Annotated in this window: 12 protein-coding genes; 8 read left to right on the forward strand and 4 right to left on the reverse strand. The window is 60.9% G+C overall.

All coding sequences use genetic code 11. The annotated features are described in order from the left end of the window. The first annotated feature begins 113 nt into the window (after window positions 1–113). Window positions 114–1,010: a LysR family transcriptional regulator gene (locus J2Z31_RS04085; protein WP_234939240.1), complete on the forward strand. Its 897-nt coding sequence runs from the start codon at window positions 114–116 to the stop codon at window positions 1,008–1,010. A gap of 499 nt (window positions 1,011–1,509) precedes the next feature. Here the strand turns inward: J2Z31_RS04085 and J2Z31_RS04090 are convergent, their stop codons facing one another. The 3 genes from J2Z31_RS04090 to J2Z31_RS04100 all read right to left on the reverse strand — a co-directional run bounded on the left by J2Z31_RS04090 (window position 1,510) and on the right by J2Z31_RS04100 (window position 4,388). Next, window positions 1,510–2,718 carry an MFS transporter gene (locus tag J2Z31_RS04090; protein WP_209600589.1) on the reverse strand — a complete coding sequence of 403 codons (1,209 nt, stop codon included), beginning with the start codon at window positions 2,716–2,718 and terminating at the stop codon, window positions 1,510–1,512. A 59-nt stretch (window positions 2,719–2,777) separates the two neighbouring features. Continuing rightward, the gene (locus J2Z31_RS04095) at window positions 2,778–3,758 is read right to left on the reverse strand and encodes an AraC family transcriptional regulator (protein ID WP_209600590.1); all 981 of its coding nucleotides are present in this window, start codon (window positions 3,756–3,758) and stop codon (window positions 2,778–2,780) included. 174 nt (window positions 3,759–3,932) lie between these two features. After that, window positions 3,933–4,388, reverse strand: coding sequence for an Rrf2 family transcriptional regulator (locus J2Z31_RS04100; protein ID WP_209600591.1), 456 nt, complete (start codon window positions 4,386–4,388; stop codon window positions 3,933–3,935). 85 nt (window positions 4,389–4,473) lie between these two features. Between J2Z31_RS04100 and J2Z31_RS04105 the strand changes: the two genes are divergently transcribed. Both J2Z31_RS04105 and J2Z31_RS04110 read left to right on the forward strand, forming a co-directional pair. Further along, window positions 4,474–5,253 (forward strand): class I SAM-dependent methyltransferase, encoded by a 780-nt coding sequence (locus J2Z31_RS04105; protein WP_209600592.1) that lies wholly within the window; start codon window positions 4,474–4,476, stop codon window positions 5,251–5,253. A 583-nt stretch (window positions 5,254–5,836) separates the two neighbouring features. Further along, window positions 5,837–6,976, forward strand: a complete 1,140-nt coding sequence (locus J2Z31_RS04110) for an ABC transporter substrate-binding protein (RefSeq protein WP_209601058.1) — start codon at window positions 5,837–5,839, stop codon at window positions 6,974–6,976. A gap of 206 nt (window positions 6,977–7,182) precedes the next feature. On the opposite strand, the gene J2Z31_RS04115 is transcribed toward J2Z31_RS04110, so the two are convergent. Beyond that, a complete protein-coding gene (locus J2Z31_RS04115; protein ID WP_209600593.1) occupies window positions 7,183–9,324 on the reverse strand; it encodes a TonB-dependent receptor in 2,142 nt (713 codons plus the stop codon). A gap of 373 nt (window positions 9,325–9,697) precedes the next feature. On the opposite strand from J2Z31_RS04115, the gene J2Z31_RS04120 reads away from it, so the two are divergent. The 5 genes from J2Z31_RS04120 (at window position 9,698) to J2Z31_RS04140 (ending at window position 13,756) form a co-directional block, all read left to right on the forward strand. Then, the gene (locus tag J2Z31_RS04120; RefSeq protein ID WP_209600594.1) at window positions 9,698–10,279 is read left to right on the forward strand and encodes a dienelactone hydrolase family protein; all 582 of its coding nucleotides are present in this window, start codon (window positions 9,698–9,700) and stop codon (window positions 10,277–10,279) included. Between the two features lie 387 nt (window positions 10,280–10,666). Further along, window positions 10,667–11,338 carry a GntR family transcriptional regulator gene (locus tag J2Z31_RS04125; RefSeq protein WP_209600595.1) on the forward strand — a complete coding sequence of 224 codons (672 nt, stop codon included), beginning with the start codon at window positions 10,667–10,669 and terminating at the stop codon, window positions 11,336–11,338. 91 nt (window positions 11,339–11,429) lie between these two features. Then, window positions 11,430–12,281: a transporter substrate-binding domain-containing protein gene (locus J2Z31_RS04130; protein WP_209600596.1), complete on the forward strand. Its 852-nt coding sequence runs from the start codon at window positions 11,430–11,432 to the stop codon at window positions 12,279–12,281. Window positions 12,282–12,353: 72 nt separating this feature from the next. After that, window positions 12,354–13,067, forward strand: a complete 714-nt coding sequence (locus tag J2Z31_RS04135; RefSeq protein WP_209600597.1) for an ABC transporter permease — start codon at window positions 12,354–12,356, stop codon at window positions 13,065–13,067. Beyond that, window positions 13,064–13,756 carry an ABC transporter permease gene (locus J2Z31_RS04140; RefSeq protein WP_234939241.1) on the forward strand — a complete coding sequence of 231 codons (693 nt, stop codon included), beginning with the start codon at window positions 13,064–13,066 and terminating at the stop codon, window positions 13,754–13,756. The genes J2Z31_RS04135 and J2Z31_RS04140 overlap by 4 nt, the downstream gene beginning before the upstream one ends. Window positions 13,757–13,780: the final 24 nt, after the last annotated feature.

The raw sequence follows: 13,780 nt of genomic DNA on the forward strand, positions 1-13,780 counted from the left end.
ATCACGATGGGGCTTATGGCAAGCCCCTTGACGACGCGAAGGCTATGACATCCACAAACAACGGGGTATCTTGGTATTGTGGAAACATTCCTCTCATTTTATGGAAGGCTTGGATGGATCGTTTTGACGCGATGGCGGTGCTATTGGCGGTGGTCGACGCCGGCAGTCTATCTGCCGGGGCACGGCGGTTGAATGCGCCGCTCGCCACGGTCAGCCGCAAAGTGGCCGATCTTGAAAAGCATGTTGGCGTTCGCTTGGTCGTGCGCACCCGTCGCGGCCTCGCCTTGACGGAGGAGGGGCGCGCCTTCGCCGCCGCGTCACGTCGAATTCTTGAGGAGCTGGACGTAGCGGAGCGGCAGGCCAGCGGCGATTATGGAGCGCTGCGTGGCGAGCTTCACGTAACCGCGCCGATTGCCTTCGGCGAGCGCCATCTGCTGCCAATTGCGCTCGAATTCCTCAAGGAGCAACCCGAGATCAACCTGAGGCTGACCCTGACTGATCGGCAGCTAAGTCTGGCGGATGAGCGCGTCGATGTAGCCCTACGGATCGGGCACCTGCCGGACAGCGCGATTATCGCAACACGGGTTGGTGCCGTCCGCCGGGTGATCTGCGCGAGCCCCGACTATCTCGCCCGCCGAGGAGTGCCGCGTCAGCCGGAAGACCTCGCCCCGCATGATGGCATAAGCTTCCAGGGCTTCGCGACCGCCCCGGAATGGCGATACCGCCGAGACGGCGCGGCCTTCGCTGTCGAGCCGCGCCTCAAACTCGCGGTCAACACGACAGAGGCTGCCATTCAGGCTGCACTAGCTGGTATCGGCATTATTCGCGTGCTTTCATACCAGATCAACGAACATTTGCGCTCTGGCGCTCTGCAGGAATTGTTGGCGGAGTTCGCACCGGAACCGCTGCCAGTAAATGTTATTCACGGACCAGCCGATCCGCTGCCGCTGAAGGTCCGGTGCTTCCTTGACTGGATCGGCCCCCGCCTGCGCGCGCGAATGGCAACCTAGCGTTCCGCCTATCAGACGCGCCTCCGTTAATGGCGGTCAGGCTCACTGGTAGTCGATCGTCCTGCATTGACGACCGCTTGCCCTTGCGGACCGGAACGGACATCCGCCACCGGCGAGTTGATTTCCGCTTTGGCGCACAGGCGACGAAACGCCGCGGCAAGGCCGATGCCTGCTTGCAGGCAGGCCGAAGATTTGCCTCTATGACCGATATGGGGCGCGTTGCGGACGCAATCACTCCCAAGCCCGCCGTCCGCTTCCTGGAGCTCGATCTGATAGTCTGAATGACCGGAACGAGGGGCGCAAACTTGCCGCGGCATTCGTGAGCGCCGATCTGCAGCGCCGCTCAATCCAGACTGTTGTGATTGCGATCATGGGCGATCGGTCGATGCTCCTCGCCGCAACGAGAAAGCATCGCCACGTCCCGGATTTAGCCTCACCCGGCCTTCTGGCCACCTGAGATCTCGCCTCTTCTGCTCACCTTGGCTGGGGCACCTAAGAGTCAGCTGCGGGGCTGCAGCAGCGCCAGGACGATGGTCAATGCCGCCAAGACGGCGGTAATGATCAACGGCCCGGAAGCGCCATGGTGATCGACGATATAGCCCCCGAACACCGCACCCATGCTGATGGCGACCTGGAACGAAACGACCATCAAGCTGCCGGCAGCCTCCAAGGCATCCCCTGCGCCCCGGGACAAGTTAGTAGGCAGTACCACCGGAGCCATCCCAAAAGCCAAACCCCAAAGTGTAACCAGGGCAAACGCGATGCCGCTATGTGCACCCCACAGTACGAGGGCAAGCGCCGCAAAGGCCATCAATACGCCGGTGACAGCGAGTGCCATGCGGATATTGGCGTCTGCCAGTCGGCCGCCGGCGACGTTGCCGATCACAGCGGCGATGCCGAACCCGAGGAGCGCCAAGGCAATCGGCCCGGTGCCAAGGAGCGTCACTTGTTCTAGGAAGGGTCGCACGTAGACCGAGCCGGCAAAATGTCCGGTCATCAGCAAGACGATGGCAAGCATTCCGAGTTGAACAGTGCGCCGTTTCGTCAGCCGGAAGACGTCGGAAAGACTGTTGCTTGTGCTTGCCGGTAGTGTCGGCAAGCTGACTATCTGCAGCAGCATCGCAATCGCTGCGAGCCCTGCCGTCAGGCCCGTGGCGGCACGCCAGCCGAGCCAGTCGCTGATCAAAGCACCCATCGATGGTGCAGCGATGGTGGCAAGAGAGACGCCGAGGGTGACTATAGCCATGCCCCGGCCTGTCGCATTGGTGCCAACCAATCTCGCCACGACGGCAACTGAAAGCGCCCAGAAACCACTTAGCGCCACGCCCAGCCCGGCTCGGCCCAACAGCAATAGCCAGAAATCGGTCGCGAGCGCGGCCAGAAGATTGGAGCCGATAGCCAAGGCACTTAGGCCAACCAGGATAGTCTTCCGGTTCAGTTTGCCGATCAGAACATTGCTCAACAAGGCGGTCACCGCGCCGACAGACGCGGTGGCGGTGACAACCTGACCGGCGGTTCCCTCGCTGATGCCAAGGTCACGCGCCATTGGCGTCAGCAGGCCTGCCGGTAGGAATTCAGCTGACACCAGCGCAAAGCTTGTGGCTGCCATTGAAATGACGGCAAGCCAGGTTGTGGGGCTCCATGCACTCGGAACGGCAGAAGAGAGGCCAATCGCTGGGCCGTCAAGCTGTGATGTTGTGTCGGTCATTGAAGTACCTCCAAGGTTTGGAGGTCTTCATAGCGGAGTCTTTCAGGATGATATGTATCCTAAAGTCCGAATTCTATGTCCGTTCGTCCGGAAATGGTGCGGCGCACAACGCCAGGTGAGACGCTGGTGATGCGCTTGAAGGCGCGAGCGAAAGAAGCTTCAGATTCATAGCCCAGTTGGGAAGCGACCTCGGCAACCGACATGTTTTGACCGAGCAACTCTCGTGCAAGCTGCATGCGCAGACGGGCGAGATAGCGTGCCGCGCCTTCCCCCAAAATGGCGCTGAAGCGTTCCGCGAAGATCGAGCGAGATTGACCTGCCACGCCGGCAAGGGTCTCAAGCGTCCAGTCATGGCCGGGATCTCGGTGCATGGCTGCCAGCGCACGACCGATATGAGGATCACGGATCGCGGCCAGCCAGCCGCTGGTCGAGGCTCCGCTGCAATTGACCCAGCAGCGAATAAGCCGCGCGACGAGTACGTCCGCCATGCGTGACAAGACCGTGGCGCTGCCGATCTGGGGCTGCGACGCCTCTGCCGTCATGGCGGCGAGGAGGGGGCCGACGATCGGGTCATTGCCGGCAACATCACAGCCCTTGATGATCGGTGGCATCAGGGCGATCAAGGGGTTGAGGGCATTCGCACCCAAAGCCATGGAACCGCAGAACAGGGTGCTCGTCGCTCCTGTTCCTTCATGCACCACTTTGGAGACATTGCCCCCCAATTTGGTGACGTGACAGCTCTTGAGCGAGTCCCCGACAACATCAGGCTTGCTGGCCAGTCGGTGTTCGACACCTTGTGGCAACAACACCAGATCGCCGCCTTGTAACTCCTGCCACCCCTGGGCTTCGGTATGGACCCAGCATGGCCCCTCACTGACGAAATGAAAGCGAAGCAGCTGTTGCTGCGGAAAGGCGATGCTCCATGGGTGGCGTAGCTCACAACGGCCATAGTTGACCCCACTCAGGCGAAAGTCCTGTAGAACTTCGCTTAGTGCGTCCGTAGGAATATGTGTCGGAGATTGGGATGAATGATCAAGCATTGGGCCAATTTATATGCCAGGCGTCCGGCATGCAAGTAAGACCATGTGGCCGCACAAATGTCCATGCATCGAGCGATTCAAACGGCTTCTTCGGGCAGCGGCGATAACTGCCTCTATGACCGATAAGGGGGCGCATTGCGGACCGCCTAAAATGTATCCCGCCTGCCAGCATGCTTAGGTTTGCTCCGGCGCCCGCGCCTCAATCGCCCCGGTACAACGCATGTCGAAGCGTTTGGCGAGTTCCGCCAGGCTGACCTCCCCGAGACGGCCGATCAACAATGCCTCAGCCTCACGCATGGCGCCTTCGACCGCCTCGTTGACGACCTTCTCGACGGCGCAGTCGGGGTTGGGATGCTCGCTACCGATGGCGAAGATGCGCGGACCTCCCACTGCGCGATGAACATCGAGCAGCGACACTTTCGCCAGGTCCATGGCGATCGTCCAACCGCCGCCGTGCCCTTTCTCCGACCGCACATAACCCGCTTTACGCAGGCCTGCCATCGTCCGGCGTACAACCACCGGGTTGGTCCCAAGCATGCGCGCGACCACCTCGGACGTCATAGGTCCATCGTGGCGTGCCATGTGGAGCAACACGTGGAGCATGCGGGAAAGACGGCTGTCGTTGCGCACGGTTTCATCCTTTGCAGGTGGAGTGGATTGGCAGCCTCGGCAATTCACGTTACATTTAATGTTACATGATTCGTAGAGGCGTGACATGCGTGAATTCGAGAACCCTGATCATTGGGATACTGCCGCTCGGCACTACGAGAAGACCGCGCACCCCTTCACTGCGCGCTATGCCGAAGCGGCGTTGGCGCGCGTGCCGCTGACCTCGGAGGCTCGAGTCCTGGATGTCGCGGCCGGCACTGGCGCATTGGCACTGGCTGCGGCGCGCACGGGCGCTCAGGTGCTCGCGACCGACTTCTCGCCCGGCATGGTCACCCGCATCGCGGCTGCCCGACTGCCCAATGTGGAGGCGCGCGTCATGGATGGGCAGAATCTCGACCTTCCTGACGCCGGTTTCGACGCAGTCTTCTCGATATTCGGCGTGATCATGTTCCCCGACTGGCGCAAGGGCCTCTCCGAGATGGCGCGAGTGACTCGTCCGGGTGGATATGGTGTGGTCGCAACCTGGCAGTGTCGTGGCGCGGCGACGTTTCTGCTGCTGGGCCAGATCCGCCAGACGCTGTTTCCTGACCTTCAGAGCATGGCGATGCCTGAAGCCGTCCAGGCGCTAAACGATCCGAAGGACTTCGCGCAGGAACTGATCGATGCAGGCTATCGGGATCCGCAGATCGATCAAGTCGTATACGAATATGAACTTGAGGTCGCGACACTCAATGAGCCCGACACATTGTTTGGCATGTCTCCGGATTGGACTAGCCTTTCCGATCAGGAGAAAGCGGCAGTCGTCGCCGAGGTCCGCAGAATTGCTGCCGATCGAGCGGTTCTGCCGATACCATCTACTGCACTGATCGGTGTCGCGCGCCGCTGAACATCGTGCGGCAGCTGAACGGGCTGCATGCGGCGGCGACGTTGGTGGAAGTCGTCTTTCTCGGTCCGCTGACATCCGAAGGACCCGGATCGAAGGCTCGGCGCTGACGGCACGAGTCCGCAGCGCAACCGTGATTAGTGACCCGGCTGGCCAAAGAAGAGACCAATCGTGAGCGACCTGGTGGCCGGAAATTGCCGGGTGACATGACCCATTCTTCCATCAGTTTCGAGCGCAACCGCGCGACTTTTAGGCGACATATCCGGCGCGGAGGTTCGCTGCCATTCGCTGCCATCAAGGAAAATCGGCAACGCTGTCGCTCATTCCCCGAGCACTAACCGCAATCGTTCATTGAAGACGCTATTGACGATGCAATCGCAGTTGCCTAAAGCGGCATAATCTGAGTTACATACTCAAGTTATGCGATGCTAAGAGCGAGCGCGAGGCCTGACAGCAGCATTGGATCACTGGTTTGAACTACGGCCTTCTTGCGCTCGGCTTTGTGGTCGCAGCGCCGGTGTGGGCGCGCCAATCCTTTCGGTAAAGGAGAAATATCGTGTCGAAACATTGTCTCTTCGCGCGCGCCATGTTGACAGCTCTTGTCTCTCTCATCCTGGGTTTGGCAACGGCCGTCGCCGGCGAACAGCCAGCAGCGACGCAAGCACCGATCACAGTCACCGACGTTGCCGGCCGGCAAGTTACCGTAAACGCGCCCGTCGAGCGCATTCTTCTCGGGGAGGGGCGGCAGCTTTACCTCATTGCTTCGCTCGAGCCGAAGAATCCATTGGCTCGCATCGTCGCCTGGCGTAATGATCTGATCGAGGCCGACCCCGCCACCTATCAGCAATATCTCGAAGCCTATCCGGAACTGGCTGAGCTGCCGGCCTTCGCGGGTAAGGAGAACGGCCTGATCGACATCGAATCGACCATTGTCCAGAAGCCAGACGTCGTCCTGCTCAATCTTGAGGCAATGCGCGCGAACGAGGATGCGAAATATATCGAGAAGCTGGCGGAACTGAACATTCCCGTCCTCTACATCGACTTCCGCCATTATCCGCTGAAGAACACCGAGCCGACCATTCGTCTTCTCGGCAAGATCATGGGGCACGAGGCACGCGCGGAAGAGATCATCGAATTCCGCCACCAGGCCATGGCCCGAGTGACCGACGTTATCGCCCGGGCGAAACCGGATCGGCCCAGTGTCTTCATCGAACGGATCGGTGGCTATACCGATGATTGCTGCCTCTCGTTCGGCGCGGAAAACTTCGGCAAATATGTCGAGCTTGCCGGGGGCCACAATATCGGCAGCGACATTCTTCCCTCGACCTTCGGACAGCTCAATCCCGAGCAGGTGATCGCCGCCAATCCCGCGCATGTCGTCGTCACCAGCGCCGATTGGGAGGCCTATGTGCCCGGCGGACAGTGGATCCCGCTTGGCCCCGGCGCTGATCCGAAGGTGATCCGGCAAAAGCTTGAGTGGTTCACCAGCCGTAGCGCCTACACCGATATCGCAGCCCAGAGGACGGATAACTTCCACGGCATCTGGCACCAGTTCTATAACAGCCCCTACGAGTTCTTTGCCGTCCAGCAACTGGCGAAATGGTTCCATCCGGAACTCTTTGCCGATCTTGAACCGGACGAGACGTTCGCGGAGTATCACCGCCGTTTCCTGCCCATACCCTACCGGCCCGGCTATGCCGTCAGCCTTTCCGCCAGTGCGGATTGACTGGTATCCCGAAGGAACGAACCGGCGATGGTCAACTCCTCCCATCGGGGAGCGAGGCAGCTGCAGCGTAAGGCGGCCGGCCAAAGTTGTCGGTCGGCTGATCTTGGTGGGCTAGGCACCATTGTTCAAACAGCAGGAAGCGCCGGCTTCTGGCCGGCGCTTCCTTGCGATAGAGGTGGCTGGTCGCGTCGAAGACGACCCCACGATCAGAAATCGGTGGCCATAGAGACTTTCACAGTCAGCGGCGCACCTTGCGAAATCGTGCCGAAGCTCGCGACGCCGGACCAGTAATCGAGGTCGAAGACGTTCTCGACGTCGGCACGGAAGGTGACCGGCCTCTCACTGATCTCGGTCAGGTAGCGGGCGCCGAGGTCAAGCCGCGTCCATGAGGGGAGTTCCTGGGTATTTGCGGTGTTCACAAATTGCTCGTCCGTGTGGATGACATTGCCTGCGAGCGTCAGGCCGGGCAAGAAGGGCGTATCCCACTCCGCTCCCAAATTGACCTGCAGCGAGGGAACGCCGATCGGCGTATTGCCGCGTGTCGTGTCATCGGGCGTTTTCGTAATTTCACCATGAATGAAGGTGACGCCGCCGAGAACTCGGATCTCAGGGCTCACCTCGCCGAAGATGTTCAACTCCACTCCGCGGTTGCGCTGCTCGCCGCCTTCGACGAAGACCAGATCGCTGCCGCGGGTCTCGAGCACGCCGAAAGGCTTTTCGATCTGGAACGCGCTGAAGGTCACCGCGACCCGGCCCAGGTCGACCTTGGTGCCGATTTCATACTGCCTGGATCGGTAGGGCGCGAGCGTTTCGCCCGAATTAACCGCCGTCGTCGGAGCGGTGTCGCCGACGCTCAGGCCCTCGACGTAGTTGGCGTAAAACGCGACATTCTCCCACGGCTTGACGACGATGCCGGCGAGCGGCGTCAATGCACTCTCATCAGAAGAGCCGCTGACGTCACCCGTGACTGGGCTGTAGTTTTCGGTGTCGATGTGCTGCCAGCGCCCACCCAAAGTCAGTTGCACGCGCTCGTCGAGCATCGACATCGTGTCGGAAAGCGCGAAACCGTAGAAGACGTTTTCCGAGAGCCTAGGCACATGCGTCGGCTGCGGCACGTCCTGCTCAGGGCGCGGAAGGGGGTCGAAGATATTGGTCAGCTGCGCGGTCCCTGAATTCGAGCCGCGAGCGAGACGCTGCTGCAGTCCACTGACCTGGACGGTGACCGAGTGATCGATAGCGGCCGTCTCGAACTCGGCGCGCACGCCCGTCTCGGCGGTCAGCCGGTCGACATCGAATACGAAATTTTGCGGCGTGACGCTGACGTCGCCTGCGGAGTTAAGAAGGAGTGGCGTGCCGAAGAGCCGCTCGACACGCGAATTCCCACCGCCGACGGCTGCGAACACGGTGACGGCGTCGCTCACGTCATATTCGACCCGCCCGAGCCAGGAGAGGTCGTCCGTCCTTGCCCATTCCCAAGGTTCCTGGACGTTGGAGCGGCCGTCCGGCGCGTCGGGAATGTCAAAGCTGCCAAAGGGGAAGAATGGTCGCAGCGGAGCGTCGAAATCCTGCCGCTGCCCGATGACGTCCAATGTCGCCCTGAAGTCTTCGCCCTCGTAGTCGAGCGCGAGTGAGCCGACCGCCACGTCGAGTGACTGGTCATCGATCGCCGTGTCGCCGCCGTGATAACTGCCGTTGAAGCGGACGCCGAACTGCCGCTCGTCGCCGAACCGGCGGCTGACGTCGACGTGGCCGCCGCCGTAAAGATCCGAAGCATATTCAGTCGTAACTCGGGTCAGGTCGACGTCGGACGCGCGCTTCGGCACGATGTTGATGGTGCCGCCCACGCTGCTGTTCGGTGAGATGCCGTAGAGGAGTGCCGTCGGTCCTTTGAGGACCTCGACGCGTTCGATATAGTCCGTAAACAGGCGCCAGGTCGGAGCGACACCGAATACGCCATCAAAGGCGACTTCGCCGAAGTTCCCCTCATTCAGGGGAAAGCCCCGGATGTAGAAGGAGTCCAGCATGCCGCCGGATGCGTGCGTGCTTCTCACCGAGGGGTCGTTGCCCAGGACGTCGGCCACGGTCGTCGCGTTCTGATTTTCGATCGTCTCTGCCGTGTAGCTTGTGGCGCTGAACGGCGTATCCGTGAAGTCGCGATTGCCGAGCAGGCCGACGCGACCGCCGCGCGCCACCTGCCCCCCCGGATAGTCTTCCGGCTCGGTGCCGATAGTCGCAGTCGAGGTGCCACCCTTGACTTCGAGACGCTCCAGCACTGTTGCATCTTGCGCCAATGCGGCGCGGCTCACGGTCGCCAGCAGAACAGCCAGCAATCCAACACGTAGCTCCATCACACAGCCCCCTTCAAGAACCAATGACCAAAACACCGGCTCGCTAGGAGCTGAGTGCGTTGGCAGAAAGGGGTGTTAGATAACTTGACTTTTTATGTCAACAAATAGGCTGCCGGTTTTGATAGTTGCTCGCTGACCTACTGGATGTGCGCCAGTGGCCACCCGGATAATGATCAAAGTGTTCAAGGTTGCGCGATTTGGTCGAGAATTTGCCTTCGCCAGCATGGACGGCTCGAAAACTGCTGTTTGGGTCATGGCTATTGCCGACGGCGGAGGCGCCTCAGGCCGGCCCCTTAGATTTCAGTCCGAGCGAGGCGGGTCATACTGTACAGTGACCAAACGTGCGTCTGATCATCTCACCCGGGGACCCTTTATGACTGAGGTTTTGCTGTACCACCACGCACAGGGGCTGACCCCGGGCGTGTGCGCGTTCGCCGACGACTTGCGGGCCAGCGGCCACATCGTGCACACGCCGGACCTGTTCGACGGACGAACGTTTCAGAGTATCGACGAGGGTCTCGCCTATATTGGTGAGATCGGATTCGATGAAATGCGGGAGCGCGGCGTCCGCGTCGCTCACGACCTGCCTCCCGAGCTCGTCTACGCTGGATTCTCGTTCGGTGTGCTGCCGGCACAGAAGCTTGCACAAACGCGGCCCGGTGCCCGCGGAGCCCTGCTTTTCCACTCGTGCCTGCCGATCAGCGGCGAGTGGGCCTTCGGACCCTGGCCGGACGGTGTCGCGGTCCAGATCCACGGTATGGACAACGACCGGATCTTCGTCGGCGAGGGTGACATCGACGCCGCCCGCGAAATCGTGGAACGGGTCGAGGATGCGGAGTTTTTCCTATACCCCGGCGATCAGCATTACTTCGCCGACAGTTCGCTCCCATCGTACGACGCGGATGCGACCGCCTTACTTACCACGCGAGTCCTTGAGTTCCTGGATCGGGTCTGATCCATGCCGGCGCCCTGGCGAGATTGAACAAATTCCCGAAGGATGTTCCGACCGGCCGGTCCGTCGAAATTCGTGATGGGAAGCGGAAGCTGGAGCCACCGTACCAGTGACAGCAATGCGCGCGAGAAGCCGGCATCTCCGCAATTTCCCGCCTCACGGGAGCTCGATAGAAACGGCGATGTCGCGCTTTATAGCTTCATTCACGAACCGACCCACAGTGCCAGAGGCAAGCGGGACGCGTTCTTCGAGCCGCTTCTCCGCTAGCTCGATCCCACACTCGCCGGTCAGTCGCTGCTGAAATTTGCCAACCGCGGGCTGGACATCATCTTGACACTCTGTCCAATTGGGTGATTGGATAAGTGGATACAAAAATATTTTCGGTGCCATATGCCCTCTTCCTTCTCCGCAGAGCTACGCGCTTCCGCTACCGCAGAGGAGGAGGCGTATCGGCATATCCAGCGGGCTCTTCGGCTTGGCCGCTACAAGCCAGGCGAACGCCTCATTCCCGAGGACATAGCAGCTGAGATCGGCATGAGCCGCATGCCGGTTCGAGAGGCGTTCCGGCGCCTTGCTTCCGACGGGCTCGTGGTTCTGCGCCCCAATCGCGGCTGCATTGTCGCCGGCCTTACCGTTGACGAGCTTTACGAGATCTTCGAGATACGTTCCGTCCTGGAAGGCCTCGCCGTCCGCCTGGCGATGCCACGGATGGACGAGGATGAACTCGATGAGCTCGAACGCCTGCTCGTGCGCATGGAGCGCGCCGGCCAGAGTGGCAGCAGCGACTGGGTGGTCCGCCATCAGGAGTTCCATGGCCGCATCTGTGCGCTCAGCCAAAGGCCCAGGCTCATCCACCAAATCTCGGCACTGCACGCGGTGATCGAGCCCTATATGCGTATCTGGTTCGATTACGTCGACAAGCCGCTTTCCGCACGCGAGGAGCATGCACAGGTGATCGCCGCGTTGCGATCGGGCGAGCCTCGTCATGCGGAACAGGTGATGCAGAATCATATTCTCGGCACGGCACCGATGCTGGCCGAGTTCGTGACTCCGAGCCGGTGATCAACGCCGGGCGGAGAGGAATGGCCCCAAACCGGCGCAGACCGGAACGGCCACGGGAACAGATATGTCAGCCTATGAAAGGGGAACGCACATGAAAATTCATCGCTTGGCCGCTGTCGCGGCCATATTCGGCATGCTCGGCTTTGGCCAGACCACATTCGCTCAGGACGCTTCAAAGGCCATAACCATCGCGACCGAGGGTGCCTACGCGCCCTGGAACTTCACCAATGCCGACGGCAAGCTCGACGGTCTGGAGATCGACCTCGCCAATGATCTCTGCGCGCGGATGAAGGTCGAGTGCACGATCATCGCGCAGGATTGGGAAGGCCTGATCCCGTCGCTGAAGGTCGGTAAGTTCGACGTCATCATGGCGGGCATGTTCATCACACCGAAGCGGCTGGAAACCATCGACTTTACGCAGCCTTATGCCGTCGACCCGGGCAGTTTCGCGGTCGCGAAGGATAGCGAACTTGGAAAGCTGGGTCTCTCCGGCGAAAAGTTCAATCTGGACGACGAAGCCGCGTCCATGGCCGCGATCGAAAAGCTGAAGCCGCTGCTGAAGGGGAAGATAGTCGGCGTTCAGGCGGCAACGACGATGCTTGAGTTCGTAAAAAAGTACTTCGGAGACACCGTGGAGATCCGTGAGTACAAGACCACCGAGCAGCATGACCTCGATCTGGCGGCCGGCCGCATCGATGCGCTGTTCGCGCAGCAGACGGCACTGGCGACAACGCTCGCGAAACCTGAATTTGCCGATTACACGATCGCCGGGCCGGGTTTCGTGGGTGGCCTGTTCGGCCTCGGAACCGGCGCAGGCCTGCGCAAGGAAGACACCAAGCTCAAGGAGATGTTGAACAAGGCAATCGACGAGGCGATAGCCGATGGCACCATCAAGCGCATCTCGGAGAAGTGGGTGAAGACGGACGTCACGCCAGTCAAGTAGGCGCGGGCGGACCTGCCCGATGGACTGGCTTCGGACGTTCCGTCGGGCAGCGCGCCGAAAGGCTTTGATCATATGGCAGATATTTTGCATTTCCTGGGCTTCGGACAGGGCGGCTGGGGCGCCTCCCTGCTTCTCGCATCCGGTGTCACGCTTGCTCTATCCGTTCTCGGCTTTCTCCTTGGCGCAGCCTTCGGCGCGCTTTCCGCGGGCGGCAGGCTATCGCGGCGTCTTGTTCCGGCAGGACTTGCCAAGGCGTATGGCACAGTGTTTCGGGGGGTTCCCGATCTGCTGACGATCTACCTGCTCTATTATGGTGGCAGCATTGCCCTGACACAGATTGGCAAATTCTTCGGCAGCGCCGGCTTCATCGGGCTGCCTGCATTTGCGACGGGCGTCCTGGCGATCGGCATCATATCGGGCGCCTATCAGGGAGAGGTCTATCGCGGAGCCTACCAGGCCGTGGATAGCGGCCAGTTCGACGCCTGCAAGGCGCTTGGCCTGTCCCGCTTTCAATCCCTACGCCTCGTCATCGTGCCCCAACTGATGCGCCATGCCCTGCCGGGGCTCGGCAATGTCTGGCAACTGGTGCTGAAGGACTCGGCATTAATCTCCGTGATCGGCCTTGTCGAATTGATGCGTCAGGCGCAGATCGGCGCCGGTTCGACGCGGGAGCCCTTCATCTTCTATATCGCGGCCGCCATGCTCTACTTTGTCATCGCCGCCGTCACCGCTTCGGTCTTTCGCTATGGTGAGGCTCGGGCCTGGCGAGGCATGGTCCACGCATGATCGACCTTGCCTTCTTCCTGGATATTTTCCCCACCCTCCTGTCCGGCTTGCCGATGACCATGCAACTCGCAGCGTCGTCAATCAGCATCGGCTTCGTCATGGCGTTGGTTCTCGCGCTCCTCCAACAGGGAAATCACCGCATCGTGGTTTGGCCGATCCGGGCCTTCGTTGCGGTCTTTCGTGGCACGCCGCTGCTCGTGCAGATCTTTCTTATCTATTATGGCCTGGGCCAGTTCCGCCCGTCGCTCCAGGCAGCCGGACTGTGGTGGCTGTTCCGCGAACCCTATTGGTGCGCCATCATCGCCCTCGGTCTCAACACTGCGGCTTATGGGAGCGAGATCCTGCGCGGCGCGATACAGGGTGTCCCGCGCGGCCTGGTCGAGGCAGCCTCTGCCTTCGGCATGTCACGGTTGCTCACGCTACGCCTCATCATCCTGCCCTTGGCCCTGCGCCAGGCGATCCCGAGCTACAGCAACGAGATCATCCTCATGATCAAGGGAACGTCGCTTGCATCGATCATCACGCTAATGGAGGTCACCGGCATCGCCCAGGGGCTCATTTCGCAAACGTATCGCGCCGTCGAGGTCTTCGTCGCCGCCGGCGCCATCTATCTCACCATCAATTTCACGATCATCTCGGCGCTGAATGCGCTTGAAACCTGGCTCACACCCTACCGGGCGCGAGCCTGAGGCATCCTTGCCGCCAATGACGAG

It is taken from the genome of Sinorhizobium kostiense (assembly GCF_017874595.1).
Classification (GTDB): domain Bacteria; phylum Pseudomonadota; class Alphaproteobacteria; order Rhizobiales; family Rhizobiaceae; genus Sinorhizobium; species Sinorhizobium kostiense.

Bases quoted from the DNA above. Each gene is read 5' to 3' on its own strand.
- J2Z31_RS04085 (WP_234939240.1), top strand. From the start codon at position 114: ATGGATCGTTTTGACGCGATGGCGGTGCTATTGGCGGTGGTCGACGCC.
- J2Z31_RS04090 (WP_209600589.1), bottom strand. From the start codon at position 2,718: ATGACCGACACAACATCACAGCTTGACGGCCCAGCGATTGGCCTCTCT.
- J2Z31_RS04095 (WP_209600590.1), bottom strand. From the start codon at position 3,758: ATGCTTGATCATTCATCCCAATCTCCGACACATATTCCTACGGACGCA.
- J2Z31_RS04105 (WP_209600592.1), top strand. From the start codon at position 4,474: ATGCGTGAATTCGAGAACCCTGATCATTGGGATACTGCCGCTCGGCAC.
- J2Z31_RS04110 (WP_209601058.1), top strand. From the start codon at position 5,837: ATGTTGACAGCTCTTGTCTCTCTCATCCTGGGTTTGGCAACGGCCGTC.
- J2Z31_RS04115 (WP_209600593.1), bottom strand. From the start codon at position 9,324: ATGGAGCTACGTGTTGGATTGCTGGCTGTTCTGCTGGCGACCGTGAGC.
- J2Z31_RS04120 (WP_209600594.1), top strand. From the start codon at position 9,698: ATGACTGAGGTTTTGCTGTACCACCACGCACAGGGGCTGACCCCGGGC.
- J2Z31_RS04125 (WP_209600595.1), top strand. From the start codon at position 10,667: ATGCCCTCTTCCTTCTCCGCAGAGCTACGCGCTTCCGCTACCGCAGAG.
- J2Z31_RS04130 (WP_209600596.1), top strand. From the start codon at position 11,430: ATGAAAATTCATCGCTTGGCCGCTGTCGCGGCCATATTCGGCATGCTC.
- J2Z31_RS04135 (WP_209600597.1), top strand. From the start codon at position 12,354: ATGGCAGATATTTTGCATTTCCTGGGCTTCGGACAGGGCGGCTGGGGC.
- J2Z31_RS04140 (WP_234939241.1), top strand. From the start codon at position 13,064: ATGATCGACCTTGCCTTCTTCCTGGATATTTTCCCCACCCTCCTGTCC.